25 protein-coding genes and 1 other RNA gene are annotated in these 23,443 nt (G+C 52.2%); 21 read left to right on the forward strand and 5 right to left on the reverse strand.

Annotated elements, in window-relative coordinates; all coding sequences use genetic code 11:
* Positions 1–79 precede the first annotated feature (79 nt).
* Complete coding sequence (gene mnmC, locus J9253_RS02065; RefSeq protein ID WP_210223085.1) at positions 80–1,291, forward strand: FAD-dependent 5-carboxymethylaminomethyl-2-thiouridine(34) oxidoreductase MnmC; 1,212 nt, start codon at positions 80–82, stop codon at positions 1,289–1,291.
* 23 nt (positions 1,292–1,314) lie between these two features.
* Here the strand turns inward: mnmC and J9253_RS02070 are convergent, their stop codons facing one another.
* Entirely contained in the window at positions 1,315–1,749 is a 435-nt protein-coding gene (locus J9253_RS02070) for a hypothetical protein (protein WP_210223086.1), read from the reverse strand.
* Positions 1,739–2,182, reverse strand: coding sequence for a hypothetical protein (locus J9253_RS02075; protein WP_210223087.1), 444 nt, complete (start codon positions 2,180–2,182; stop codon positions 1,739–1,741). The genes J9253_RS02070 and J9253_RS02075 overlap by 11 nt, the downstream gene beginning before the upstream one ends.
* Before the next feature lie 189 nt (positions 2,183–2,371).
* On the opposite strand from J9253_RS02075, the gene J9253_RS02080 reads away from it, so the two are divergent.
* Positions 2,372–3,019: a c-type cytochrome gene (locus J9253_RS02080; protein ID WP_228291476.1), complete on the forward strand. Its 648-nt coding sequence runs from the start codon at positions 2,372–2,374 to the stop codon at positions 3,017–3,019.
* A gap of 62 nt (positions 3,020–3,081) precedes the next feature.
* Here the strand turns inward: J9253_RS02080 and J9253_RS02085 are convergent, their stop codons facing one another.
* The gene (locus tag J9253_RS02085; protein WP_210223089.1) at positions 3,082–3,627 is read right to left on the reverse strand and encodes a sulfur globule family protein; all 546 of its coding nucleotides are present in this window, start codon (positions 3,625–3,627) and stop codon (positions 3,082–3,084) included.
* A 176-nt stretch (positions 3,628–3,803) separates the two neighbouring features.
* Here J9253_RS02085 and ssrA point away from each other — a divergent pair.
* Positions 3,804–4,168, forward strand: a transfer-messenger RNA (tmRNA) gene (ssrA, locus tag J9253_RS02090).
* 49 nt (positions 4,169–4,217) lie between these two features.
* On the opposite strand, the gene J9253_RS02095 is transcribed toward ssrA, so the two are convergent.
* The gene (locus tag J9253_RS02095) at positions 4,218–5,180 is read right to left on the reverse strand and encodes a hydrolase (RefSeq protein WP_210223090.1); all 963 of its coding nucleotides are present in this window, start codon (positions 5,178–5,180) and stop codon (positions 4,218–4,220) included.
* A gap of 82 nt (positions 5,181–5,262) precedes the next feature.
* Between J9253_RS02095 and J9253_RS02100 the strand changes: the two genes are divergently transcribed.
* The 12 genes from J9253_RS02100 to J9253_RS02155 all read left to right on the forward strand — a co-directional run bounded on the left by J9253_RS02100 (position 5,263) and on the right by J9253_RS02155 (position 15,499).
* The gene (locus J9253_RS02100; RefSeq protein WP_210223091.1) at positions 5,263–5,532 is read left to right on the forward strand and encodes a type II toxin-antitoxin system TacA family antitoxin; all 270 of its coding nucleotides are present in this window, start codon (positions 5,263–5,265) and stop codon (positions 5,530–5,532) included.
* Between the two features lie 2 nt (positions 5,533–5,534).
* Positions 5,535–6,047, forward strand: a complete 513-nt coding sequence (locus J9253_RS02105) for a GNAT family N-acetyltransferase (protein WP_228291477.1) — start codon at positions 5,535–5,537, stop codon at positions 6,045–6,047.
* Between the two features lie 63 nt (positions 6,048–6,110).
* Positions 6,111–7,322 carry an SUMF1/EgtB/PvdO family nonheme iron enzyme gene (locus J9253_RS02110; protein ID WP_210223092.1) on the forward strand — a complete coding sequence of 404 codons (1,212 nt, stop codon included), beginning with the start codon at positions 6,111–6,113 and terminating at the stop codon, positions 7,320–7,322.
* 208 nt (positions 7,323–7,530) lie between these two features.
* Complete coding sequence (gene hisC / locus J9253_RS02115; protein WP_210223093.1) at positions 7,531–8,583, forward strand: histidinol-phosphate transaminase; 1,053 nt, start codon at positions 7,531–7,533, stop codon at positions 8,581–8,583.
* Entirely contained in the window at positions 8,580–9,335 is a 756-nt protein-coding gene (locus tag J9253_RS02120; protein WP_210223094.1) for a Nif3-like dinuclear metal center hexameric protein, read from the forward strand. The genes hisC and J9253_RS02120 overlap by 4 nt, the downstream gene beginning before the upstream one ends.
* A gap of 279 nt (positions 9,336–9,614) precedes the next feature.
* On the forward strand, positions 9,615–10,217 hold the full coding sequence (gene petA / locus J9253_RS02125; RefSeq protein ID WP_210223095.1) for a ubiquinol-cytochrome c reductase iron-sulfur subunit: 603 nt from the start codon (positions 9,615–9,617) through the stop codon (positions 10,215–10,217).
* Positions 10,217–11,644: a cytochrome b gene (locus J9253_RS02130; protein WP_210223096.1), complete on the forward strand. Its 1,428-nt coding sequence runs from the start codon at positions 10,217–10,219 to the stop codon at positions 11,642–11,644. The genes petA and J9253_RS02130 overlap by 1 nt, the downstream gene beginning before the upstream one ends.
* A 12-nt stretch (positions 11,645–11,656) precedes the next feature.
* Positions 11,657–12,421 carry a cytochrome c1 gene (locus tag J9253_RS02135; protein WP_210223097.1) on the forward strand — a complete coding sequence of 255 codons (765 nt, stop codon included), beginning with the start codon at positions 11,657–11,659 and terminating at the stop codon, positions 12,419–12,421.
* Between the two features lie 84 nt (positions 12,422–12,505).
* A complete protein-coding gene (locus tag J9253_RS02140; protein WP_210223098.1) occupies positions 12,506–13,135 on the forward strand; it encodes a glutathione S-transferase N-terminal domain-containing protein in 630 nt (209 codons plus the stop codon).
* Positions 13,132–13,647, forward strand: coding sequence for a ClpXP protease specificity-enhancing factor (locus J9253_RS02145; protein WP_210223099.1), 516 nt, complete (start codon positions 13,132–13,134; stop codon positions 13,645–13,647). The genes J9253_RS02140 and J9253_RS02145 overlap by 4 nt, the downstream gene beginning before the upstream one ends.
* Before the next feature lie 5 nt (positions 13,648–13,652).
* Positions 13,653–14,138, forward strand: coding sequence for a type 3 dihydrofolate reductase (folA, locus tag J9253_RS02150; RefSeq protein ID WP_210223100.1), 486 nt, complete (start codon positions 13,653–13,655; stop codon positions 14,136–14,138).
* Positions 14,139–14,158: 20 nt separating this feature from the next.
* Positions 14,159–15,499 (forward strand): dihydroorotase, encoded by a 1,341-nt coding sequence (locus J9253_RS02155; RefSeq protein ID WP_210223101.1) that lies wholly within the window; start codon positions 14,159–14,161, stop codon positions 15,497–15,499.
* A 6-nt stretch (positions 15,500–15,505) separates the two neighbouring features.
* On the opposite strand, the gene J9253_RS02160 is transcribed toward J9253_RS02155, so the two are convergent.
* Positions 15,506–16,396, reverse strand: a complete 891-nt coding sequence (locus J9253_RS02160) for a formylglycine-generating enzyme family protein (RefSeq protein ID WP_210223102.1) — start codon at positions 16,394–16,396, stop codon at positions 15,506–15,508.
* A 132-nt stretch (positions 16,397–16,528) separates the two neighbouring features.
* Between J9253_RS02160 and J9253_RS02165 the strand changes: the two genes are divergently transcribed.
* The 6 genes from J9253_RS02165 (at position 16,529) to J9253_RS02190 (ending at position 23,414) form a co-directional block, all read left to right on the forward strand.
* Positions 16,529–16,711: a hypothetical protein gene (locus tag J9253_RS02165; RefSeq protein ID WP_210223103.1), complete on the forward strand. Its 183-nt coding sequence runs from the start codon at positions 16,529–16,531 to the stop codon at positions 16,709–16,711.
* A gap of 265 nt (positions 16,712–16,976) precedes the next feature.
* A complete protein-coding gene (gene pilV / locus J9253_RS02170) occupies positions 16,977–17,561 on the forward strand; it encodes a type IV pilus modification protein PilV (protein ID WP_210223104.1) in 585 nt (194 codons plus the stop codon).
* 10 nt (positions 17,562–17,571) lie between these two features.
* Complete coding sequence (locus J9253_RS02175) at positions 17,572–18,489, forward strand: PilW family protein (protein ID WP_210223105.1); 918 nt, start codon at positions 17,572–17,574, stop codon at positions 18,487–18,489.
* Between the two features lie 12 nt (positions 18,490–18,501).
* Positions 18,502–19,005: a pilus assembly PilX family protein gene (locus J9253_RS02180; RefSeq protein ID WP_210223106.1), complete on the forward strand. Its 504-nt coding sequence runs from the start codon at positions 18,502–18,504 to the stop codon at positions 19,003–19,005.
* Between the two features lie 37 nt (positions 19,006–19,042).
* Positions 19,043–19,462 carry a type IV pilin protein gene (locus J9253_RS02185; protein ID WP_323128865.1) on the forward strand — a complete coding sequence of 140 codons (420 nt, stop codon included), beginning with the start codon at positions 19,043–19,045 and terminating at the stop codon, positions 19,460–19,462.
* A 43-nt stretch (positions 19,463–19,505) separates the two neighbouring features.
* Positions 19,506–23,414: a PilC/PilY family type IV pilus protein gene (locus tag J9253_RS02190; protein WP_210223107.1), complete on the forward strand. Its 3,909-nt coding sequence runs from the start codon at positions 19,506–19,508 to the stop codon at positions 23,412–23,414.
* Positions 23,415–23,443: the final 29 nt, after the last annotated feature.

Below are 23,443 nucleotides of genomic sequence, written 5' to 3' on the forward strand. Positions count from 1 at the left end.
TACAGGGGTAAAGAAAAAAGTGGCTGTTTTGTGGATGGATGTAATAATTTGACTGATTTTTTTCAAAAATGACTTCATCATGCAAGAAATTGTCCCGCTTCCCCCTTGGTTCGCCCTACCCGAACCTCACCCCATCGACCACGCTACCGTCATCGGCGGCGGCATTGCTGGTTGCCAGATTGCCCATGCCTTGGCAAAACGCGGCTGGCAAGTCACGCTACTGGAACGCCATGCCCGCCTCGCCACCGAAGCCTCCGGCAACCGCGCGGGTGTGCTCACCCCGAAAATGACAGCGGAACCGGGTTGGGGTGAAACCTTTTACCGCCAATGCTTTGTGTATGCTATCCAGCAAATCCGCGAACTGGAGGCCGCGGGGCAAGTGATCGAGTGGGCGCAGTGCGGGGCGTTACAACTGGCGCATGAGCCGCGTGAAGCAGCGCGTCAACAAGCCTTGCGTGAACGTGATCTGCCGCCGGATTTCATCCAGATACTGGATCAACAAGCGGCTTCGGCCGTCGCGGGCATTCCGCTGCCAACGGGGGCAAGTTATTTCCCGCAAGCCGGTTGGGTGAACCCAGCAAGCCTGTGCGCGGCGTTGGTGGCACACCCGCAGATCGAAGTGCGTACCCTGACCCATGCCACCCGCTTACCATCAACAGGTATCACCATCATTGCCAGCGGGCGTGAGGCGGATCAGTTGGCGGAAACCGCTTTCCTGCCCTTTTTGCCGGTCATGGGGCAAACCAGCCGTGCGGTTGCCAGCGCTGCGAGTGCCTTGCTGAAAACCACTTTAGGGCACGAAGGCTACCTGACGCCTGCTATCGCCGGGCAGCATATTTTCGGGGCAACTTTTGTGCGTCATGTGCGTGATGCGGTGTTGGATGACGCGGCGGACGTTACCAACTTCCAGCAGCTTGCCCAGCATCTGCCCGACTTCGCCCGAAGTTTGGTTGCTGAGCGTAGTCGAAGCATCGAGGGAAGCCACGCAGCTATCCGCATGACCACACCCGACCGTTACCCGGTGGTTGGTGCTTTGCCGGATGTGGACTTTTTTCGCCAAGCCTACGCTGATTTGCGGCACGGTCGCGCCAGCCAGGGCTTTCCACAGGCGCACTATCAGCAGGGTGTGTTTGTGATGGCGGGGTTTGGCTCACGCGGGCTGACCACCAGCGGTTGGTGTGCGGATTTGCTGGCAGCCATCATCGGTGGGGAGCCATTGCCAGCAGAGGTGACTTTATATGGGCAGTTGCACCCGGCGCGTTTCCTGATCCGTCAGCTTAAGCGCGGGTAGGAAGTACCTCCCTTCGGCTTCGCTCAGGGGGCGGGAGTGGGGCGTAGTTTGTTGATTTCGGCATCCAATACCTGATTTGTTTCATCACCTTGTTTGAGTGTCTGTTGCAGGTGGGTATTTTCCTGCTCCAACGTTTGTACTTGTTGTAAGACTTTTTGTAGGGACTGGCGGATGGCGTCGTAATGGCTGCGTTCTGATGGGGTGAGTTTGGCAAGCTCATCGGGTGTTAGTGCTGGTGCTGATAAGGCGCTGACAGTGGGGGATACCGGTGCGGCTTCCTTTGCGGGTTCGGGCGTTACCCGTGTGGGCGGTGGCGCTTTGAATGGGCTGGTGAAACCCACTGGCGTCTGCACGGGTGGTGGCTGTGGCGTGGGGTTCAGGTATAGCATAGCGCCACCAGCGCCCAGCATGATGGTCGCTAGTATGCCAACAACCGTGATGGGATCTTTATTGGGCATGGGTAAACAGCTTTTGCCACCAGTGGCGGCGGTTAGTAGGTTGCGGGAAGGCGGCAGGCAGGTTGATCGGTGGTATTTGGGAAAATATCCAGCCCGGCAACGGCGGGTTGCCACTAGAGCCGCAGGTAGAACCCAAGTTGTTGGGGTCAAAGACTTTAATGTAGGTGGGCTGTTGCAGGTTGTCGACGTAAACAATGCCGCAGTAATCTTCATCGTGTTCGCGGTGTAACAGCTCATCCAGCTCGCGCACGATATTGCTCAGGCTATCGCTGGTTTGGGTGGTGGTGGGGGGATTTTCACCGACGGCATAGACGTACCAACTGTCAGTGGGGGTTGCCAGAACTTTTTCCCACAAGGCATCCAGTTGAGGCCAGCGCAGTACGCCGGAAAATGAGCCGCGAAAGGCTTGCAGAAAAGGGTGTGTTTCGCTCATGTTATATTGGCTTAACGGCAAAAGTTAGCAGCATAATTCGCAGCGGGAGGATACTCAAGCACGAAGTGTTTTTTGGCGGGCACAATTGACATCGTTATAGGCGTCCATTACGATAATCGCCCATTGATATACTTCCAAAAAAATCAAGTTTTTAAAGTCCCTCATTCTAAAATCTAGGAGATGTTAGTCATGAATAAAATCACCATCAGTATTTCTGCCCTGTTTCTGGCGCTGGGTGTTCTGAGCGGTTGTGGCGAAAAGAAAGAAGAAGCGCCTAAAGCTGACGCTGCCCCGGCTGCTGAGCAAAAGCCAATGGAACAAGCAGCAGCACCCGCCGCTGAACAGGCCGCACCTGCTGAACAGGCTGCTCCTGAAGCAACCAGCAGTAACCCGATGACTGCGATGACGGATGCGGCGAACAATGCTGCAACTGCGATGGGCGATGCCGCTAAAGCAGCGGGTGATGCAGCCACTCAAGCGGCTGACTCTGCTACCCAAGCTGTTGATGATGCAGCTAAAGCTACTACTGAAGCGGTAAGCGACACAGCAGCTAAAGCGGCTGATGCCACTACGCAAGCGGTAGCGGATGTTACAGCACCCGATGGCGAGAAGATCTACAAAGGTTTGTGCTTCAGTTGCCACGACATGGGCGTTGCTGGCGCACCTAAGCTGGGCGACAAGGCGGCATGGGCGCCACGTATCGCAACCGGTATGGATGCACTGCACGCTGCTTCCCTGAATGGCAAGAATGCTATGCCAGCCAAAGGCGGCAACCCGGCACTGTCTGATGCTGAAGTTGCAGCAGCAGTTGACTGGATGGTTGCCCAATCCAAGTAATGACCGCTGTTATCTTCGGATGACACAAAAAAGCCCCTTTAAGGGGCTTTTTTAGTTGGTTTTTAATTGGCAGGTACGGGTGTTGTTGACTGGCGCATTTGCTGCTGCACCTGACTAAAACTGGGCGCCAATGTTGCTGGCGGATAAGCATAGCCCGTCATCGTGGGGTTGTACCCATAGTTCGGGGCGTAGTAGGGCGTATAGCTAGGGTTGTAATAATTCCACGGGGCACTGTTGGTATAAGCGTTACTGTAGCCATACAAGTTGTTGTAACCTGAGCCATACGCATTCGTGTAACCGTATAGATTGGCATTGGTATCGCCCTGTCCGCTGCCATAGACATCAGATGCCATATCGGTGCTGCCTTTGCCCTTGAATGTCACGGCAAAATCGACTTGACCATCCGCATTGCCTTTAGCGCTTCCCTGACCACTGACATCACTTGTACCCGTGCCATACCCTTGGGCGTCGGCGTTGGTGCTTCCTTGAGCCGTTCCCGATGTCTGCCCGACACCACTGCCACTGTCGAAGCCTTCGAAAAATTCAGCGAAAACATTGCCATTGCTGATAAGCAACGTAATGGCACATAGTATTTCAGTATATTTCATGGTTTTCCCCTCCCTAACGGTTTCATATTAAAGAGTATTCTTATTATCTTGCGCCGATTTTGATGTATGTCAAGCCTTACCGCTGATCAGGTAAATGTTTTTCATTTGATGGAACTACATGACAGCAGGCAAGTCAAACCGTATAATGAAAAGTCCAGCAGCTTTTGCAGGATTCCGGGGGCGACTTGGCTTCGACGTGGATCACAAAGTCTGGGGAGCATGTAGTGGATGTGGTGACCACTTAAACACTAGTCACAAACAATAGTCGCAAACGACGACTCTTACGCTCTCGCCGCTTAATAACCGGTAGATAGCTGCCTGATCGCTACTGTGCTTATGCAGTACGAATATTCAGGCATCATCCAATCATAAGATCGTGCGGGAGGCTCGCCCAAGGCCAAACCACTAAACAGTATTGGGACAGCCTGTGAGCAGCCTGTCAGTTGGCGGCAATCGGGTTAAACAAACGACTGACTAAACATGTAGTAGCCTTCAGATGGAGGATTTGCGGACGCGGGTTCAATTCCCGCCGCCTCCACCAAATTATAACCCCTTGATTTTTAAAGAAAAATTAAGGGGTTTTTTGTTTTTTAACGTAACTGCATTTGCAACCACTCTATAATTCGCGTTTCTAACCAATACTCTGCTCGCCACGGCACACGCCCACTTACAAATCCCACATGCCCGCCGTGCGTTGTCAGTTCCAGCGTTACATCATCACTTAGCATAGCTTCTGTTGGTGCGGTACTGGGGTACATAAACGGGTCATCTTGCGCATGGATAATCAGTGTCGGCGTCTGAATATTTTTCAGGAACTGCGCGGAGCTACTGCGAGTGTAATAGTCGTGCGCACCGTCAAAGCCATTCAACGTGGCGGTAATCTGGTCGTCGAAGTCAAAAATCGTACCCACGGTATTGATGTTGAGCGGTAAGGGGCTAGGCATCTGGCTGAATTTGTTGCGGTAGGCGGCTTTCAACTTGCCCGTCAGGTAACGTCCGTAAATCACCGAAAAACCTTTTTCCAACTTGCGGGCGCATTCCTCAAGCTGAAAGGGGATGGAAACTGCGACTACCGCTTTTAGCCCTGACTCCGCTTCCGTTTCCCCTGCGTATTTGAGGATCAGGTTGCCGCCGAGCGAGAAACCGACCGCCGCATCTGCCTGCCTGCCCGTATTGCGCAGATGGGTAAGCACTTCCGCCACATCCGCCGTGCGACCCGAATGGTAGCTGCTGGCTAGCCGATTGGGTGTGCCGCTGCATCCGCGCAGGTGCATGAAGACGCTGGCGAACCCGGCTTTGTGCAAAGCGAGTAACAGGGTTTTGGCGTAATGCGATTCCAGCGAACCTTCCAGCCCGTGGATCACCAGCACCAGCGGCGAGTCGGGGCGCGGATGAAAGGCAAGATCGATGAAATCACCATCGGCGAGTTCTAAACGTTCGTGTTGCAACGGCAGTTGGGGGCGGCGGCGCAAGAATACCGGCCATAAGGTTTGTAGGTGGGGAGATTTGAGCCACCACGCGGGACGGAAAGTGGAGTTGATTTGTTTTGGCATATGCAAGTCTATATTGTACGGATTATTTGTGTACGTTAAACTATTGGGATCAATTCAGTCAAACGAATACAGGAATGTCATCATGGCAATTGCAGCAAACCGTATCGACATGCGTGTCAATGAACAGGTTAAACAGCTTGCGGAACGTGCAGCTAATGCATTGGGATGCACTGTCACGGAATACCTTGTGCGCCTTATTCAGCAAGATGCGCCAAAAGTTTTACGGGGTGAAACTGAAATCGTACTCAGTAATGCACAGTTTGACCGTTTTGCCGAGTTATGCAAACAAACGACGCCACCCAGTCCACGTATTAGGGAAGCTGCCCGCCGCCTTGATACCGAAGGATTTTGAGCATGGCATTTCACCAAACGGTTGAACGGGTGGATAAAGGCAAGCATGACCTTAAGTTGTTTGATTGTGGCAAGCCGTCCATGAACCAGTTCCTGAGCCGCTTTGCTGCCAAACATGCCGAACTTGGCTTAAGCAGTACGTGGGTGTTGCTGGAAGATGTGCAGGCTGCCAAATTACCCGTTGCTGCGTATTACACGCTGGCTTCTGCTACGGCCAACAAATCCAGTCTGCCGACCTCGCAATCCTTGCCACATTACCCGGTTCCGGTGGTGCTGTTGGCTCGGCTGGCTATCAACAGGCAACATCAAGGCAAAGGGCTGGGAGCGAAAATTCTCATCAGTGCTTTGCGTCATAGCGTGCAATTGATGGAGCAGGGTTTGCCCGCTTTTGGCCTGATCCTGGATGTGCTGGATGAGGATGCCTTGACGTTCTATCAGCGCTTTGATTTCTTTGAACCCTTGACTGACGATCCGATGCGGCTGTTTGTGGGGATGGGCAGGTTGCGGCAAGTATGATTTTACCGCTGGATAAATGCTATCCTTAACCCATCATAAGCAAATCACCCATCCAGCCAGCCAATGCAGCAGATTTTTATCAGTTACGCCCAAGACCAAGCGCACGGGCAACGCCTCGCCGAACAAGTGCAGCAGCAGTTGCACGGGGCGGGTTTTGCCGTGTTCCGCGATGTCAGCGGTGTGATTCCCGGCACAAAATGGGTGCACGAAATCGAACGCCAGTTGAAAGCCAGTGAGCTGGTGGTGCTGGTGGTCTCCGCTAAGGCATTGCATTCAGATTGGGTATTCGCCGAATTTGATATGGCGAAGGAGCACCAGATACCCATCATCCCGGTGTTTGCCGAAGCGCTGTCTGCACCGTTGTGGTTACGTCATCTCCAACGGCTGGATTTTTCCCGTGAAGCCGATTGGCAACGGTTGATGCAAGCGATCAGCAGCCATATCACGGTGCCGAGTCCGCAAGCTCCTTACTCACCTCCTGTCCCTGTGCTTGTTAAGCAGCAGCCTGATCTGGCGTGGGCAAATGCATCAGGTGATGACCAATACGGGCGTTACGCCGATGTGGATGTAAAAGGCGTGATCCAGCGTTTTCGGTGGTTACAACCGGGCAAGTTCCTGATGGGGTCGCCGCAATCTGAGAAGGAGCGCAGTGATGATGAGGTTCAGCATGAAGTCACGCTGAGCCAAGGTTTTTGGCTGGCGGATACGGCTTGTACCCAAGCCTTGTGGCAAGCCGTGATGGGCAATAACCCCGCCGACTTTTCAGATGACCTGCGTAATCCGGTGGAGCAGGTGAGTTGGGATCATACGCAAGGTTTCATTCAACAGCTCAATGGGGTTGTGTCGGGTCTGAAAGCGAAGCTGCCAACCGAAGCGCAATGGGAATATGCCTGCCGTGCCGGAAGCACCTCGCCGTTTTCTTTTGGCACAAACATTACACCCGAACAGGTCAATTACGATGGTAATTATCCGTATGCAGGTGGCAAAAAAGGTTTGTATCGGGAGAAAACCGTTCCGGTCAAATCGCTTCCAGCGAATCCGTGGGGCTTGTACGAAATGTACGGCAACGTCTGGGAATGGTGTCAGGATTGGTATGGTTCTTATCCGGCGGAGCCGGTCAGGAACCCGGAGGGTTCACAAACAGGCGTTCTGCGCGTCGTTCGCGGCGGTTCGTGGTACAGCGTCGGCTGGCTCGTGCGTTCTGCCATCCGTCGCAGGCTCGATCCCGCTAACCGTGACGACTTCATTGGCTTCCGGCTTGCCCTAGGTCATTGAGCTCAGGCCAGCAGGGCGGCGGAGCCGCAGCCGCCGGAGGCGGTACTCTTGCGCGGACGGGGATGGCGTGGGCAGGCGCGTCGCGGAGCAGCGCCAGACCATGACAGCACCGGGAGCGCCCGCCGCGTAGCGGTGGTGATTGCATCGCTGGCAAAACCTGTCTTTCCTCTATATCATCACACGTTTATATTCCCCACCGGAAGTACGCATGAGCCAATACTGGAGCAAACTGGTACACGATCTCGACCCGTATGTGCCGGGCGAGCAGCCCAAAGACCAGCGCTACGTCAAGCTGAACACCAACGAATGCCCGTACCCGCCTTCGCCCAACGCCTTGGCGGCGATCCACGCGGCAGCGGATGAGCGCTTGCGCCTCTATCCCGACCCGAATGCGGATGAACTCAAGGATGCCATCGCCGACTACTACAGCGTCGAACGCGCCAATATCTTCGCCGGTAACGGTTCGGATGAAGTGCTGGCACACGTTTTCTGCGGCCTGCTCAAGCACGATGCGCCACTGCTGTACCCGGACATCAGCTACAGCTTCTACCCGGTCTACGCCAACCTCTACCAGATTGAGGCGAAGCAAATTCCGCTGCGGGACGATTTCAGCCTGAACTTGAAGGATTTCAGCGGCAAAAACGGCGGCATTATCTTCCCCAACCCCAACGCGCCCACCAGCATGGCGGTCGGGCTGGATGTGATTGAAGCCTTGCTGCAAGCCAACCGCGATTCCGTGGTGGTGGTGGATGAAGCCTACGTCGACTTCGGCGCAGAAACTGCGATTCCGCTGATAGCGAAGTATCCGAACCTATTGGTGGTACAAACCTTTTCCAAATCGCGATCCCTCGCCGGGTTGCGGGTTGGTTTTGCCGTTGGCCATCCTGACCTGATCAATGCATTAGAGCGAGTGAAAAATTCCTTCAACTCCTACCCACTCGGACGCATGGCGATTGCCGGGGCTGCGGCGGCGATGCGTGACAAGGAATACTTCGCGAGTACTTGCCAGCAAATCATCGCCACCCGTGAAATGACGGTGCAAAAACTCACCGAACTGGGTTTTAGCGTATTGCCCTCGGCGGCCAATTTCGTGTTTGCCCGCCCGCCCGCAGGCAATGCCGAAGCCCTGTATCTGGCATTGAAGCAGCGCGGCGTGCTGGTACGCTATTTCAACAAGCTGCGTATCAACGAATACTTGCGCATCACCATCGGTACGGATGATGAAATGAACACTTTCTTGCAAATACTTGCTGAACTATGAACCTTTACACCTTAGAAACTTACCTCAATAAGCTGCTGAATATTGGCAAGTTCCGCGACTATGCGCCCAATGGTTTGCAGGTTGAGGGCAGGGCAGAAGTCACCCGGATTGTGACCGGCGTAACCGCTTCCCAAGCCTTGCTGGATGCCGCCGTCGAATACGGTGCAGATGCGGTCTTGGTGCATCACGGTTATTTCTGGAAAGGTGAATCACCCGTGATTCGGGGCATGAAAAAGCAGCGTATTGCCACCTTGATCCAGCATGACATCAGCTTACTGGGATACCATTTGCCGCTGGATGCGCACCCGGAACTCGGCAATAACGCGCAACTCGCGATGTTATTGGGTATCCGCAACGAAGGGGTGATGGATGAGCGTGAGTTGCAAAGCGTGGGTAATATCGGTTCGGTAAGCGAACCCGTGTCGCTGGCAGATTTCGGGCAGCAAGTGGCGACAGCCTTGGCGCGTGAACCCTTATTGATTGCGGGTGGCGAGCATCCAGTGCAGCGTATCGCTTGGTGTACCGGTGGGGCGCAAGGTTACATTCAGCAAGCCTTCGAGCTGGGTGCGGATACCTATTTGAGTGGCGAGATTTCCGAACATACCGTGCATTTCGCCCGTGAAAACGGCATCCATTACATTGCTGCGGGGCATCACGCGACTGAGCGTTATGGCATAAAAGCACTCGGCAATCATTTGGCAGAGCAGTTTGGTTTGGAACATCGCTTTATCGATATCAATAACCCGGCATAAGTCAGGTTATTTTGTTTAGGTTTGTGCTATTATTGCCGCGCCTAGCTGGTAGGGCGGTGCATTGACCTAAATCAAACAGTCGGTTTTTTAGGGTTCACACTGCTCATTTATGCTTGATTTTAGAAGTGAGTTCGGACATTCTACATTGTCTTTTAGCATATGCTAATATAGCCATGTTTGAGTCTATGGCTCAGAAATTTAACATTATTGCAAGCGTGTTTTGACAGTATTGCAGTAATGGTGCAGGTTAAGTTTTGAACATTTGGGAGAGTGCTTACGATGGCAAATTCTGGAGTAGATAAAGGCCGTCGCCGCGTCCTGATTGCCGCCACATCAGTGGTAGGGGCAGCAGGGGTGGCAGCGGTTGCGGCTCCGTTCCTTAATTCATGGAATCCTAGTGCGCGGGCGCTTGCCGCTGGTGCACCGGTTGAGGTTTCTGTGACTAAGGCGGAGCCGGGTCAACAGATTCGTGTGGTTTGGCGCGGCAAGCCAGTGTGGCTGGTTAACCGTACCAAGGAAATGCTGGATGCGTTGGCGGGGTTGGAAGCGAGTCTGAAAGACCCGAATTCCGAAAATATCAAGCAGCAGCCAGAATATGCCAAGAATTTGGCACGTACCCGCGAGGGGAAAGAGCAATATCTGGTGCTGGTTGGTATTTGTACGCACTTGGGTTGTTCCCCGACGTACCGTCCTGAGTTGGCGCCGGCTGACTTGGGTGCAGATTGGAAAGGTGGTTGGTATTGCCCGTGCCACGGCTCTAAATTCGATCTGGCAGGTCGCGTTTTCAAGAACGTTCCAGCCGGGGCGAACCTTGAAGTACCTCCGTACTACTTCAAAGACGATAACACTATCCTGATCGGTGAAGATGGAGGTAAAGCATAATGGCAGAGCGTCCCGCACATAATTACAAGGGTTTCCTGGGTTGGGTCGAAGACCGCTTCCCCATGATGGAAACTTGGCAAGCGCATTTGGCTGGTTACTATGCGCCTAAAAACTTCAATTTCTGGTATTTCTTCGGTTCACTGGCGATGCTGGTACTGGTTATCCAGATTTTCTCTGGCCTGTTCCTGGCCTTCCATTACAAGCCGGATACCGGTTTGGCGTTTGCTTCGGTTGAATACATCATGCGTGATGTGCCGGGTGGCTGGTTTATCCGCTACATGCACTCCACGGGCGCTTCTGCGTTCTTTATCGTGGTGTACCTGCACATGTTCCGTGCGCTGATTTACGGATCCTACAAAGGCAAGCGCGAACTGATCTGGTTGATCGGTATGGCGATTTATCTGGCGCTGATGGCAACAGCCTTCATGGGCTATTTGCTGCCTTGGGGTCAAATGTCTTACTGGGGTGCGCAGGTTATCATCAACCTGTTCAATACGATTCCGGTGATAGGTGAAGGTCTGTCTACCTGGATTCGTGGTGACTTCGTACTCGGTGATGCAACCCTGAACCGCTTCTTTGCGCTACACTTCTTCTTGCCTTCGCTGGTGCTGCCTGCATTGGTGTTTGTCCACATCGTGGCGCTGCACGCAGTCGGTTCCAATAATCCTGACGGTGTTGAAATCAAGCAAGGCCCTAAAGGCAACCGTTGGAGCGAAACTGCCCCGACTGATGGTATTCCGTTCCACCCTTACTACTCTGTTAAAGACATTCTGGGTGTGATCGTGTTCCTGATTGGCTTCTTCGCTATCCTGTTCTTTGTACCAGAAGGTGGCGGCTATTTCCTCGAACAGCCAAACTTTGAACCAGCGAATGCGATGAAAACACCATTGCACATTGCCCCTGTGTGGTACTTCACGCCATTTTATACCGTTTTGCGTGCAATTCCTGACCCGTTCTTTGGTACGTTGGCGATGTTTGCTGCGATTGCTGTCCTGTTCGTGCTGCCGTGGATCGACCGTAATCCGGTTAAATCTTGGCGCTACCGCACCAGCGCACACAAGATCAACCTGATCCTGTTTGCTGTGGTGTTCTTGGTATTGGGCTGGATGGGTGTTGAAGCGGTAACGCCTGCCTTCAAGGAACTGGGTACGCGTATGACCCAAATCTACTTCATTTTCTTTGTGGTGCTGTGGATCCATAGCAATCCATCCAAGGCGAAGTATGTGATGTGGTTTGGTATCCTGCTGGCGGCGATTATTGCTTATGACTTTACGTTCCGTGTACCCGGTAGTGACCCTGAAGCATTGAACCAAATGCTTATTCAGGCTATCTGGCCAGTAGGCTATCTGGCACTGACTTTGTTGTTGCCTGCTTTTAAAGCGAGCTGCAATGAAGAAAAGCCGGTTCCTGACCGTGTAACAGGTTGAGGTGTGACAAACATGAAAAAATTTATTGCAAGTGTAATGTTCGCACTGTCAGCTTCCGTGATGGTATCTGGCGCTGCGTTGGCCAATGAAGGTGGTGTGCATCTGGAGTCGGCGAATATCAATATTCACGATCAAGCCAGCCTGCAAGTGGGGGCGAAGTATTTTGCCAACTATTGCATGGGTTGCCATTCCCTGAATTTCAGCCGCTATAACCGTGTGGCGGCGGATCTGGGTTTGACTGAGGAACAGGTGACTAAAAACCTGATTTTCACCCGTACTGATGGCGAGCCGACCAAAGCTGGTGAGCTGATGAAAAACGGGATGTCCCCCAAGCAGTCAGCAGAATGGTTCGGTGCGCCGCCACCGGATTTATCGCTGGTTGGTCGCTCACGTGGGTCGGACTGGATTTACAGCTACCTGAAAGCTTTCTACGTGGATAAAAGCCGTCCGATGGGCGTAAATAATACCGTGTTTGAAAACGCTGGTATGCCGCATGTCCTGTGGGAATTGCAAGGTTTGCAAGCGAAAGAGTGCACCAAAGAAGGTGAAGGCGAGCACGCGGTTGAACATTGCGAAATGAAAACCGTTAAAGCAGGCACTATGTCCCCAGCCGAGTATGATAAGGTTGCACGCGATATTACCAACTTCCTGACCTATGTTGGTGAGCCAGCAGCACTACATCGTAAAACCTATGGGGTGTTTGTGTTGTTGTTCCTGGGGCTGTTTGCCGTACTTGCGTATTTCCTGAAGAAGGAATACTGGAAGGATGTTCATTAATACTTCGTCGGTATAACACCTTTAAGCCACTCTAGTGTACTATAGAGTGGCTTTTTTGTTTTCAGTACAGGGAGTCCCGCTTATATGGCTTCGCTTTCCAGCCGAAGATCTGTCATGACATTATTTTCCGCGCCTGACTGTGCAGACAGTCATCGTGTACGTATTGTGCTGGCGGAAAAAGATATTACCGTCGATATTCTCAATATCAACCCCGATAACAAACCTGAAGATCTCGCGGAGTTGAACCCTTATAATACCACGCCAACGTTACTCGACCGCGATCTGGTGTTGTATGACGCGCGTATCATCATGGAATATCTGGATGAGCGTTTCCCGCACCCACCGTTAATGCCGGTTGACCCAGTGACACGGGCGCATTCCCGTTTGGCTTTGTTCCGTATCGAAAAGGACTGGTTCTCACTGGTCGATGATATTGAGCACGGCGATGATGCTACGGCTTCCCAAGCTCGTAAGATCTTGCGGGAAAGTGTGTTGTCAGCGGCGGAAGTATTTTCCGTCAAGCCTTACTTCCTGAGTGATGAGTTCTCGTTGGTGGACTGCACGATTGCCCCGATCCTGTGGCGCTTGCCCAAATACGGTATTGATGTACCGGAAAAACAGGGTAAGCCTATCCTGAAGTACATGGAGCGGGTGTTTTCACGCGATGCATTCCAGCAGTCTTTGAGTAAGGTTGAAAAGTCGATTCGCCCATGAACCAGCCCAAGCAACCCATTTACACCCCGAAGCGACCTTATTTGTTGCGTGCCTTCTACGAGTGGATCGCGGATAATAATCTGACGCCGCATATTATGGTGGATGCACGTTCCGATCAGGTTCAGGTTCCTCGTCAGTTTGTCAAGGATGGCAGTATCGTGCTGAATGTGAGCATGACGGCTACCAGCAATCTGATGATGGACAATGATCAGGTAACCTTTAGTGCCCGCTTCGGTGGCAAGTCTGTGTCGATCTGGTTGCCGATGTGGTCGATCATGGGTATTTACGCCAAGGAAACGCAGGATGGCTTGCATTTCCCGCCAGAGGAATATGCCGAGAGTATGGCGATTCCTGCTGCGGAAGCACCGGCGCCACGCCCATCACTGGCAACGGTTGCCGGGACAGCGGTGACCAACAGTGATGAGGGTTCCTCCTCTGATGCTGATGATGGTCAGGATGAACCACCACCGCCGAAGCCTACCAAACGCCCTGCTTTGCGGGTGGTCAAGTAATACCAATGCTGTCACTGATTGCAGCGATGGCACATCAGCGGGTGATCGGGTGCGAAGGCAACATGCCTTGGCACTTGCCCGCTGATCTTTCTTGGTTCAAACAAAATACCCTAGGTAAGCCGATTATCATGGGGCGCAAAACTTGGGATTCGATCGGACGCGCTTTACCCGGACGCCGTAATCTGGTCATTTCACGTGATACAGCCTTTCAGCCCAGTGGCGCAGAACGCTTTGCCTCGCCGGATGCAGCTTGGGAAGCGGTCACTAGTGCCCCCGAAGTGATGATTGTGGGTGGTGCTCAAATCTACCGGCACTTTTTGGCGCGTGCCGACCGTCTGTATTTAACCTTGATTGATGCTGATTTTACAGGCGATACTTTTTTTCCTGACTATAATCAATATCAATGGCATGAAGTAGAGCGGATTAATTGTCCTGCTGATGCCAAAAACCCTTATCCCTATTCCTTCCTGGTTCTTGAACGGGAATCCTGATTTCAAGGAGACGCCTCCCTATGAGTTCACTGTTGATTGTCAATGCAAATCTGGTCAATGAAGGGCAGATTACGGAAGCTGACGTGCTCATCCGTGACGGGCGTATTGCCTCCATTGGTCGTCATTTGTCCGCACCGGGTGTCAGGGTACTGGATGCTGCCGGGCGGCATTTACTGCCGGGCATGATTGATGATCAGGTGCATTTCCGTGAACCGGGGATGACCCACAAGGCTGACATGGCAAGCGAAAGCCGTGCTGCTGTGGCGGGGGGCGTTACCAGCTTTATGGATATGCCGAACACCATCCCAAATGCGCTGGATTCTGCGACGCTTAACGATAAAAAACACTTGGCTGCGGGGCGTTCGCTGGGGAATTATGGGTTCTATCTGGGCGCCTCCAACGACAACCTTGAAGTCATCAAAGCGCTGAACCCGAAAGATGCTTGCGGGATAAAAGTGTTCATGGGAGCATCGACCGGCAATATGTTGGTGGATGACCCGGAGATTCTGGAGCAAATCTTTACCCATGCACCGATCCTGATTTCGGCGCATTGTGAAGATACCCCGACCATCATGGAAAACGAGGAAAGTTACCGCAGTATTTACGGTGACAATATCCCCTTCAATTTGCACCCGACCATCCGTAGTGAAGCCGCCTGTTACAAATCGTCTTCGATGGCGATGGAATTGGCAAAGCGCTGTGGGACGCGCTTGCATATCCTGCACATTTCCACTGCCAAAGAAGCAGAAATGTTTTCCGATGCGGACTTGAAGGACAAGCAGATTACGGCGGAAGCCTGCGTCCATTTCCTGCATTTTGCGGATGAGGATTATGCGACCAAAGGGGCGCTCATCAAGTGCAACCCGGCAATCAAGACGGCGGAAGACCGCGCAGGCATTATTCAGGCATTGCTGGATGGGCGGCTGGATGTGATCGGCACTGACCACGCCCCGCATACGTGGGAAGAAAAACACAACCCCAGTTATTTTAAAGCGCCTTCGGGTTTGCCACTGGTGCAACACGCGCTGCCAACGGTGCTGGAGCATTATCAAGATGGCATTTTCACGCTGGAATTCATTGTCGAAAAGACCAGCCATGCCGTTGCCGAGATGTTCAATATCAAGGATCGTGGCTATATCCGTGAAGGCTATTGGGCAGACCTGACGCTGGTTGATCTGGACAAGCCGTTTGTATCAACGCACGCCAATAGCCTGTCAAAGTGTGGTTGGACGCCGTTCGATGGTTACGAATTCCGCTCCAGCATTGCCGCCACCTTGGTGAATGGGCAACTGGTCTGGCAAGACGGCAAGCTGCTGGATGTTGCGCCACTAGGCATGGCGCTGGAATTTGATCGCGAGTAATCGCGGTTAAAGTTCCCGTACTACCCGGAAGCCGAGGTTGGTGTCCATTTCATCCAGATAGCGTTTTTTGCGGGCTGCACTTCGCGCCCGCGCTGCCGGGTCGAACCATGAGCCGCCTTTGGTGACGTACCAATACGGGTTTGCCGAGTTGGAAGGACGACCATCACGGTTGGCGTACAGGTGGGAAGCTGTCCAGTGATCCTGAGTAAATTCCCACACATTACCGTGCACATCGTGTAAGCCCCAGGCATTAGCGGCTTGCAGGCCGACTTCGCTGGCTTTGGGGCTGGGGAAGCAACGCGGCAAATACCAGCGGCGCTTATCCAACTTTTCCTTGTAGGGGAACAGCGGGTTGAAATGCACTTCCTTGCAGCTTACATCTTCACCGTGATGGAAAGGGGTGGTCGTGCCAGCGCGGGCGGCGTATTCCCATTCGGCTTCGGTTGGCAGACGGTAGGTTGCGCCTGTTTGCATACTCAGCCATGCCAGAAACAGTTTGATGTCTTCGATGCGGACATTGATTGCGGGGTAACGGCCTTCGTGCCAGATGAGTTCCGGGCGCAAAAACCATTCAGTGTCCTGACGGAACAGGCGGAATTCTTCACCCGTGATGGGGTAAATGCCCATCGCAAACGGCTTGGTGATCATGGTGAGATGGCGCGGGGCTTCTTCGCGCTGATGACCAACTTCGCTGGGTTCCGAACCCATTTCAAAGCGTCCGGCGGGTATGACCGCGAGTGTTGGGCCAGTAACACCCTTTTTCAGGGTATCGTGAAAGTAAGGGGTGAGTTGGTGGGCTTTCGCTGTATCATGTTGTAACTGCCTGATTGATTCATGATCAAGTTCGTCAATGAATAATAGGCGTTGTTCGGGCGTAAGGGGTTCTGCGATGGTCATGCTTAATCAGTAGCCGTTAATATACTAAAGTTCTTGTATTATCCCCAAACTCACTAGAAAGACAACACAGAAAATTCATTTTTGAACTATATTTAAACCGAGGGTTAGTACTAGCAAGTAAGGGGTATGTAAATGAGTAGAAGACTTGTAGTCCGAGAGAGCATGAGGCAGCGTAGTTCTGCGCAGCTTTTGCTGGATGGGCTGATTATCTATCGTCAGGATTTAGGTGGTCTGGGTAAGCAACTGGAGCGTTTGTTACGGGAAGGTGGTTTGCGATCAAGTCTGGATCCAGCCTTTTCCATGAGGCTTCACTGAAAAAGAATGCGTAAACACATGAACTTTTTGGCGGGATGTAGCGACTTCTATAGTAACGCAGTAGCGTCATAGTCATGAGTTGAGAGTTCTCTCCCCGGTTACATACCGGGGTTTTTTTTGCCTGTCAGATGAGTGGCGCAACTGCCATTGATACCCTAAATGCTACAGCTTATCGGCATAACTTGTATTTTCTCCCCATAAATTTTGGTTTTCAGTATAATGGGCATTACCTAAAGCACCCATCATAATATTAATAGGTCGCACTATGCCGATACGCTTACCATCCCCTCACAAACAGTCAGGTTTGAGCCTGCTGGAAGTCCTGATTGCTACGGTGGTACTGTCTACCGGGTTGCTGGGTTTGGCTGGCTTGCAAATCGCGGGGATGAAGACCACCCATAATTCCTATCAAATGCAGCAGGCTACCTGGATTGTGCATGACCTGCTGGAGCGGATGCGTGCCAATAAGGCAGAAGTGTTCCACATGACAACTGCTACGCCACCTGTTCCTGATTCCAAGTACCTTTTGACTACCGCCGTTACGGCTGCTACCCATTGCAGCACTGCCCTGAGTAAGGATTGTTCCACCGGCACTCATTGTACTGGGGGGGAGATGGCAACCTACGATGTTTACAACGTCATGTGTGGTGATGGGGCGAGCAGCGGTATCAACAATGTCCTGATGGGAGGGCAACTGCAAGTGACTTGTCCGACCAACGATTGTCGTAAGGGGGTGACGGTCAATTTGCAATGGGATGAACGCAATGCTGCAAGTAGTCAAGCAGGTGATTTTGATGGCAATACCGACGGCGTCGAAAGCTTCAACATCAATCTGGATGCCATTTTGTAGGGGGAAAACCATGAAAAAGGCCAATAGGCAAAAAGGGCTGTCGCTGATTGAGCTGATGATTGCGATGGTCGTCAGTTTGGTGCTGATGGCAGGGATAGGAACAGTCTACATGAGCAGTAAGCGTAATTACCAAGCGCGTGATCAGCTTTCGTTGATGGATGAAAATGCGCGTGTCGCGTTGAATGCCCTGACCAAACATTTGGAACATACGGGGTATGCCGCCACTGCTGCGGGTGTGTTTCCATTGCCAACACCGTTTGTACTGACAACACCAGTAGCAGGTACTTGTTCTGATGGTGGCAGTAATATTAATACAGCATCAACGTTAAATGTGACGGCTGATGATGCGAGTACGACTCCGGCGCAACAGACAGGCAGGGATACTGTTGGTATTGCGTATGTGGGGGATGATGCGTTGTTTATTGATTGTGGTAATACAGAAGGTAACAGTATCACGTTGAGTGATACTAGAGCGCAGCGTTTGAAGTCGTTGTGTAAGCATGGGGCGGCGGCAAATGTGGAAGGCTCGCTCATTTATAATACGTTCTCGATTGGTTATGCCACTACACCGGAAAAGGATTCACTGGGAGTCAGTATTCCCAATTTGTATTGCTCTGGTTCGGTTAGTGCTAATAAACAATCAGTGGCTCAAGGGGTTGATGCCATGCAGTTCATGTACGGGGTAGATGCTGATGGCAATGACTCGGTAGATCAATACCTTACCGCAACGCAAGTGACAACAGCCAATGCTTGGGACAGGGTAATTAGTATTAAGGTGGCGTTGTTAATGCGTTCGATAGAACCCGTCTTGCCCGTAAAAGAATCTAAAACATACCGCTTGTTGGATAAGGATGTGGTGCGTGATGATCGTTACCAACACGTCGTTTATAACACGGTTATTCAACTACGCAATAGAGTTGATGGCTAAGGGAGACTCAGTATGAGAACAAGAAAACAGGAACGCGGTGCGGTGTTGGTGTGGGGGTTGGTTATCTTGCTGACCATGACCGTGATTGGCATTGCCGCTACCCGGATGGCAACAGTCGATAGCCGCATTGCTGGTAATCAGATGATGTCCATGCTGACATTCCAGGGGGCAGATTCGATGCTCAGGAAATCCATCAGTTTGTATCAGGTGATGCAAACAGCGCAAACGGGTACAACACCGTCAGGTGCTTACAATAAGAATAAGGTTAAAGAATTGCAACTGAGCACCTTTTCTGAGGCAACCAGTGGCGTCAAGGTAACGGGTGAGTCGGCAATGAGTGAGGAAGAAGGTTGCCCACCTCTGAAAGGTATTGCCATGACGACTGAAATGACACCGGATGCGGGCGGTATTTCCTGTCGGGTGTTTACCACGGAGGCAAATGCTTCCCTGTCAGGAACGGGGGCGCGTAGCGAGCATTCCGAAGGTGTGTTGAAACCCGTTCCCAAAATCAACTAAGCCAAGCCAATCAACGCGAACTAATAAGGCCATAATCATGACAACAATAACACACCAACGCGGTTTCACCCTGATTGAACTGATGATCACCGTGGCGATTGTCGGCATTCTGGCTGCCATTGCTTACCCCAGTTATACCGCCAGTGTGCAGAAAAGCCGCCGCGCAGACGCGCAAGTAGCCTTGATGGAAATTGCGCAGCGCGAAGAAAGCTATTTCCTGCGTAACCGCAGTTATGGGGATACCACGGCGTTGGGCTACAGTACGAGCAGTGGGGATGGTTATTACACCCTGTCGATCACCGCGACCGCCACTACCTTTACAGCCACAGCTACAGCGACGAGTGGCAAGCCTCAGGCACATGACACGCCCTGCCAAGTTATGACACTGAATAATCGCGGTGTGAAACAGGGTGGGGCGACTGCCACCACGACCACTGCCAATACCTGCTGGAAATAACCCATTGTTTGCCTCAGTAGCCAGAATAATAAAAAGGTGCACCATGAAACGAATGCTTCGCCGTCTATTACCCGCTATCCCCCTGCTGTTTTCTACCGTATTGATGGCTGATGATGCAGAGATTTACTACGGGCAAAGCGTCAGTGCCGACCCGAACATCCTGTTTGTGTTGGATACCTCGCTGAGCATGGAGTGCCAAGCTGATGCCAACGGGCTATACGACAAGCCGGATAGTAGCTGTGTGAACAAAAACATCGTGGCAGGCAGTGGCGGTAAAACCCGTATGCAAGTCATGCAGGAAGCCTTTTCAGCGGTCATGTCTTCGGCACCGGGCAACCTCAATATTGGTTTGATGCGTTACGGTGGGCATGGTGAAAACCAGGCGAATGGAGTCAGCTTCCCAGTAAAACCGATTGATCTGGATAAGGATGGTAACGGTGGTGCCAAATCGGTCATCGAAGCCAGTATTCCGCTGGGGCAGGATAACTTGCCCAACCCAACAGGAAACGGTGAACCTGTGCGGGAATTTTTGCAAGACATTGCCCATAGCTGGAGTGCAGGCGGTAACACGCCGATTGTGGATGCCTTGTATGAAGCCAGCCGTTATTACCGTGGCGAAACGGTCGATTTTGGCAATCTCGCCCCCGATCAGGTACGGGCAGCTCATCCATCCACCTACACCAATGACGCGAGCCTGAATTGCCAGACCAAAGAATCATGGTGCAATAACTCAGCAGGTCAGTGTAACACTGCGCTTGCCCTGACTGACTGTAAGACCGAGACGAAAAAGGTTTGCAAGAAATACGCCACGGAAACCATCACCTCAACGACACCCAACCAGTGCTGTGGTTGGGAAACGGTGCAACAGGCCAGTACCTGCCAAAATTGCATAACCGTAAAACAACCGGGGATGTGTCAGAACTGTGTGACAAGTGGCTACGATGAATCGGGCCAGCCAATTTCCAGTTGCACCGAAGTGGCTTGCATGAAAGATGTCCAGCAATGTACTGAGGTGGCTTGCACTAAAAATGTCCAGCAATGCACCGGCGGCTTTACCTGCTCCACCACCAACACCAGCACGCAACAGGTGTGTGAGGAATGGGAAGACGTTACCGAGGAACAGTGCAGGCAACAGCAAATCACCTGTGGCGGCGGGAAGCGCTATATTTCGCCGATGCAGTATGAATGTCAGGCCAACTACGTGGTACTGATGTCTGACGGGCGGCCTGAATACGCAGGCAGCGCCAGTAACGGCGGTGGTATTAACCAATATCCACTACGCCAGAATGAGGTGCAAACCCTGACTGGCAAGGGCGCAGGATGCGGTAATGATGCCCCTAACGGCTATAAAAGTGGCACCTGTGGCTCCGAATTGACCCACTTTCTTGCCAACACGGACCAGTCCAGTACGGTTGCAGGCAAACAGGCTATTGGTACATTCACAGTGGCGTTTGGTGTGGAAGATAAGGCCAGTACTGACTACCTTGCCAGCCTCGCCAATATGACCGATGGAGCCTTGGCGGCAAACGACAGCACTAGCTTGAAGCTGGCGTTTGATCAAGTGATCCGCAAGGTTAACCGCATTGATGGTGGGCAGATCGCCTCGGCCAGTATGGCTTATCAGCCCGATTATACCGTCACCAAGCCACTGGCTTTGGCGCAAAAAACTCAGAATGTGTATCAGCAGGTCTTTGGGGTGCTGGGTGCGGGTGTGGCGTTGGCAGAAGTCCGTTCCGGCCTAAAGGAAATATTGAACCCCTTGCGCTACTGGGGGCGTTTGGCGGTTACCAGTAATGGGGCATTCACGGCCAGTAATCTGGATGACCTGACCAATAGCTTCAACAGCATTCTGGATAAAATTGATGCGGCATCGGCGTCTTTCAGCGCCCCGGCTTACAGTATCGACAAGAGCAATCTGTTGGCACACGGTGACAATGTGTATATCCCCGTGTTTGAGCGCAGCCAGTTACCGCTTTGGTCGGGTAATCTGAAAAAGTTCAAGGTGGCAAAATCGCCCATTGATACCAATAGCGATGGGATTGTTGACATCCAGAAAGGCCAGATATACAGCACTAAAAACAACAAGCCAGCGGTGGATGACAAGGGGCAGTTTACCAAGGATACCTGGGATGAATGGTCAACCTCGACTGCTGCGGATGGTAATCAGGTACAAGCCGGTGGTGCTGCGGCATTACTGAACCCTGCCAGCCGCACGCTGTACACCGATGCAGGTGGTACGCTGGGTTATCTTGGTGTTGCTAATGCGGCCATTAGCAAAGCGTTGCTGGGGGATACGGGGATGGATGATGCCTTGCACGCCAGCTTGTTGGCCTTTGCACGCGGTTACGATAAGGATGGCAGCACGGTACGTCACCATATAGGTGACATCATGAACAGCAAACCGGCGGTGCTGGATTACATTGATGGTAAAAGTTATGTGCTGGTGGGCAGTAATGAAGGTTTCTTGCACGCCTTTGATACGGATAATGGCGCAGAAAAATGGGCATTCATGCCGCAGTCATTGCTGAAAAACATCCGTCATTTTTACGACAACAATCAGGCTAAAACCCATTTTTACGGGGTGGATGGGCAACTGGTGACGTGGATGCTGGACAAGAATGGGGATGGCAAAGTTGATGCCAGCCAAGGTGAGAAAGCCTACCTGTTCTTTGGTCTGCGACGCGGTGGCAGGGCTTATTACGCGCTGGACATTACGGACATTGCCGCTCCAAAACTGGCGTGGACGCTCAACAGCAGTCAGGCAGATTTTGCTGAGCTGGGTGAGAGTTGGTCAAAACCGGCCTTGGCTAAAATGCGGGTGCAGGCAACAGTCGCTGACCCGATGGAGTTGAAAGATGTGCTGGTGTTCGGTGGTGGTTTTGACCCGGCGTTAGAGGAAGAGAACCCGGCAAGCCGGACACCTGATGCGATGGGGCGGGATGTGTTCATCGTTGATGCCTTGACAGGTGATAAGCTGTGGTCATTGCGTGATGATGTGAATGGTGCTGATGCCTTGCTGACACACAGTATTCCGGGCGATATTCGGGTGCTGGATATGGATCGTAACGGTGCACTTGATCGTCTGTACTTTGCGGATACTGGCGGTAAGGTGTGGCGGGTGGATATGGACATGGATTTACGTGATACCGATGCCAGTATGTACGATTACGCTGATGCCCGTTTGACCCTGTTGGCAAATCTGGCTGGCAGTGGGACAGACAAACGCAAGTTCTATTACGAACCGGATGTGGCGCTGATGCAGCACCAAGGCCAAACGGTCATGATATTGGCGATTGGCAGTGGCTATCGCTCGCATCCGCAGAGCGCCGGTATTCAAGACCGTTTTTACGTGTTGAAGGATGAAAATGTGTATACACCCCCTGATCCTGATACTTTCACGACCTTGACTGATGCCGATTTGACCGAGGCGGATGCTTTGGCAGGGGCGGGTAAAAATCTGCTGGATGCGGGATATTACGGTTGGTATTACGACTTGCCGAATAACGCTGAGAAAGTGCTTGCTCCAGCGGTCACTTTCCTCAATAAAGTGGTATTTACTACCTTTGCGGTTGGCGATGGTGCTAGTGATGACCCTTGTAATGCCCCCGCGAATACGGCACGCGCTTACGTGATCGACTTGTTTAACGGGCAGGCCGTGGCGGATTTGAACCGTGATGGTACGGTAGACGCTGATAAGGATAGATCAGTGGTAGCGGGTGTTAATGAAATCCTTAGTGGGGCGCAAATCGTGTTCCTTGACCCTGTGGGCAGTAATGGGGTGGATGCGTGTACTGAAGGTGACTGTCAGCAGAGTGTGGATATTCGGGTAGGTAAAATGCTGTTGCCAGTGATGGATAGTAATAACGCATTGGGAACAGGCGTGGCAGGAAGTGTGGATTTGACCGATATTTTACCTAGGACTTTCTGGCGTGATGGTGGTCTTTCTTATTAGTATCAGCGAATGATTAATAAAATAATTTT

This window comes from Thiothrix litoralis (genome assembly GCF_017901135.1).
GTDB classification, from domain to species: Bacteria; Pseudomonadota; Gammaproteobacteria; order Thiotrichales; family Thiotrichaceae; genus Thiothrix; species Thiothrix litoralis.

Bases quoted from the DNA above. Each gene is read 5' to 3' on its own strand.
- J9253_RS02075 (WP_210223087.1), bottom strand. From the start codon at position 2,182: ATGAGCGAAACACACCCTTTTCTGCAAGCCTTTCGCGGCTCATTTTCC.
- J9253_RS02190 (WP_210223107.1), top strand. From the start codon at position 19,506: ATGAAACGAATGCTTCGCCGTCTATTACCCGCTATCCCCCTGCTGTTT.
- J9253_RS02140 (WP_210223098.1), top strand. From the start codon at position 12,506: ATGGCTTCGCTTTCCAGCCGAAGATCTGTCATGACATTATTTTCCGCG.
- J9253_RS02095 (WP_210223090.1), bottom strand. From the start codon at position 5,180: ATGCCAAAACAAATCAACTCCACTTTCCGTCCCGCGTGGTGGCTCAAA.
- J9253_RS02160 (WP_210223102.1), bottom strand. From the start codon at position 16,396: ATGACCATCGCAGAACCCCTTACGCCCGAACAACGCCTATTATTCATT.
- J9253_RS02120 (WP_210223094.1), top strand. From the start codon at position 8,580: ATGAACCTTTACACCTTAGAAACTTACCTCAATAAGCTGCTGAATATT.
- J9253_RS02135 (WP_210223097.1), top strand. From the start codon at position 11,657: ATGAAAAAATTTATTGCAAGTGTAATGTTCGCACTGTCAGCTTCCGTG.
- J9253_RS02070 (WP_210223086.1), bottom strand. From the start codon at position 1,749: ATGCCCAATAAAGATCCCATCACGGTTGTTGGCATACTAGCGACCATC.
- J9253_RS02165 (WP_210223103.1), top strand. From the start codon at position 16,529: ATGAGTAGAAGACTTGTAGTCCGAGAGAGCATGAGGCAGCGTAGTTCT.
- J9253_RS02175 (WP_210223105.1), top strand. From the start codon at position 17,572: ATGAAAAAGGCCAATAGGCAAAAAGGGCTGTCGCTGATTGAGCTGATG.
- J9253_RS02110 (WP_210223092.1), top strand. From the start codon at position 6,111: ATGCAGCAGATTTTTATCAGTTACGCCCAAGACCAAGCGCACGGGCAA.
- mnmC (WP_210223085.1), top strand. From the start codon at position 80: ATGCAAGAAATTGTCCCGCTTCCCCCTTGGTTCGCCCTACCCGAACCT.
- J9253_RS02130 (WP_210223096.1), top strand. From the start codon at position 10,217: ATGGCAGAGCGTCCCGCACATAATTACAAGGGTTTCCTGGGTTGGGTC.
- pilV (WP_210223104.1), top strand. From the start codon at position 16,977: ATGCCGATACGCTTACCATCCCCTCACAAACAGTCAGGTTTGAGCCTG.
- J9253_RS02145 (WP_210223099.1), top strand. From the start codon at position 13,132: ATGAACCAGCCCAAGCAACCCATTTACACCCCGAAGCGACCTTATTTG.
- hisC (WP_210223093.1), top strand. From the start codon at position 7,531: ATGAGCCAATACTGGAGCAAACTGGTACACGATCTCGACCCGTATGTG.
- folA (WP_210223100.1), top strand. From the start codon at position 13,653: ATGCTGTCACTGATTGCAGCGATGGCACATCAGCGGGTGATCGGGTGC.
- J9253_RS02080 (WP_228291476.1), top strand. From the start codon at position 2,372: ATGAATAAAATCACCATCAGTATTTCTGCCCTGTTTCTGGCGCTGGGT.
- petA (WP_210223095.1), top strand. From the start codon at position 9,615: ATGGCAAATTCTGGAGTAGATAAAGGCCGTCGCCGCGTCCTGATTGCC.
- J9253_RS02105 (WP_228291477.1), top strand. From the start codon at position 5,535: ATGGCATTTCACCAAACGGTTGAACGGGTGGATAAAGGCAAGCATGAC.
- J9253_RS02155 (WP_210223101.1), top strand. From the start codon at position 14,159: ATGAGTTCACTGTTGATTGTCAATGCAAATCTGGTCAATGAAGGGCAG.
- J9253_RS02085 (WP_210223089.1), bottom strand. From the start codon at position 3,627: ATGAAATATACTGAAATACTATGTGCCATTACGTTGCTTATCAGCAAT.
- J9253_RS02100 (WP_210223091.1), top strand. From the start codon at position 5,263: ATGGCAATTGCAGCAAACCGTATCGACATGCGTGTCAATGAACAGGTT.
- J9253_RS02180 (WP_210223106.1), top strand. From the start codon at position 18,502: ATGAGAACAAGAAAACAGGAACGCGGTGCGGTGTTGGTGTGGGGGTTG.
- J9253_RS02185 (WP_323128865.1), top strand. From the start codon at position 19,043: ATGACAACAATAACACACCAACGCGGTTTCACCCTGATTGAACTGATG.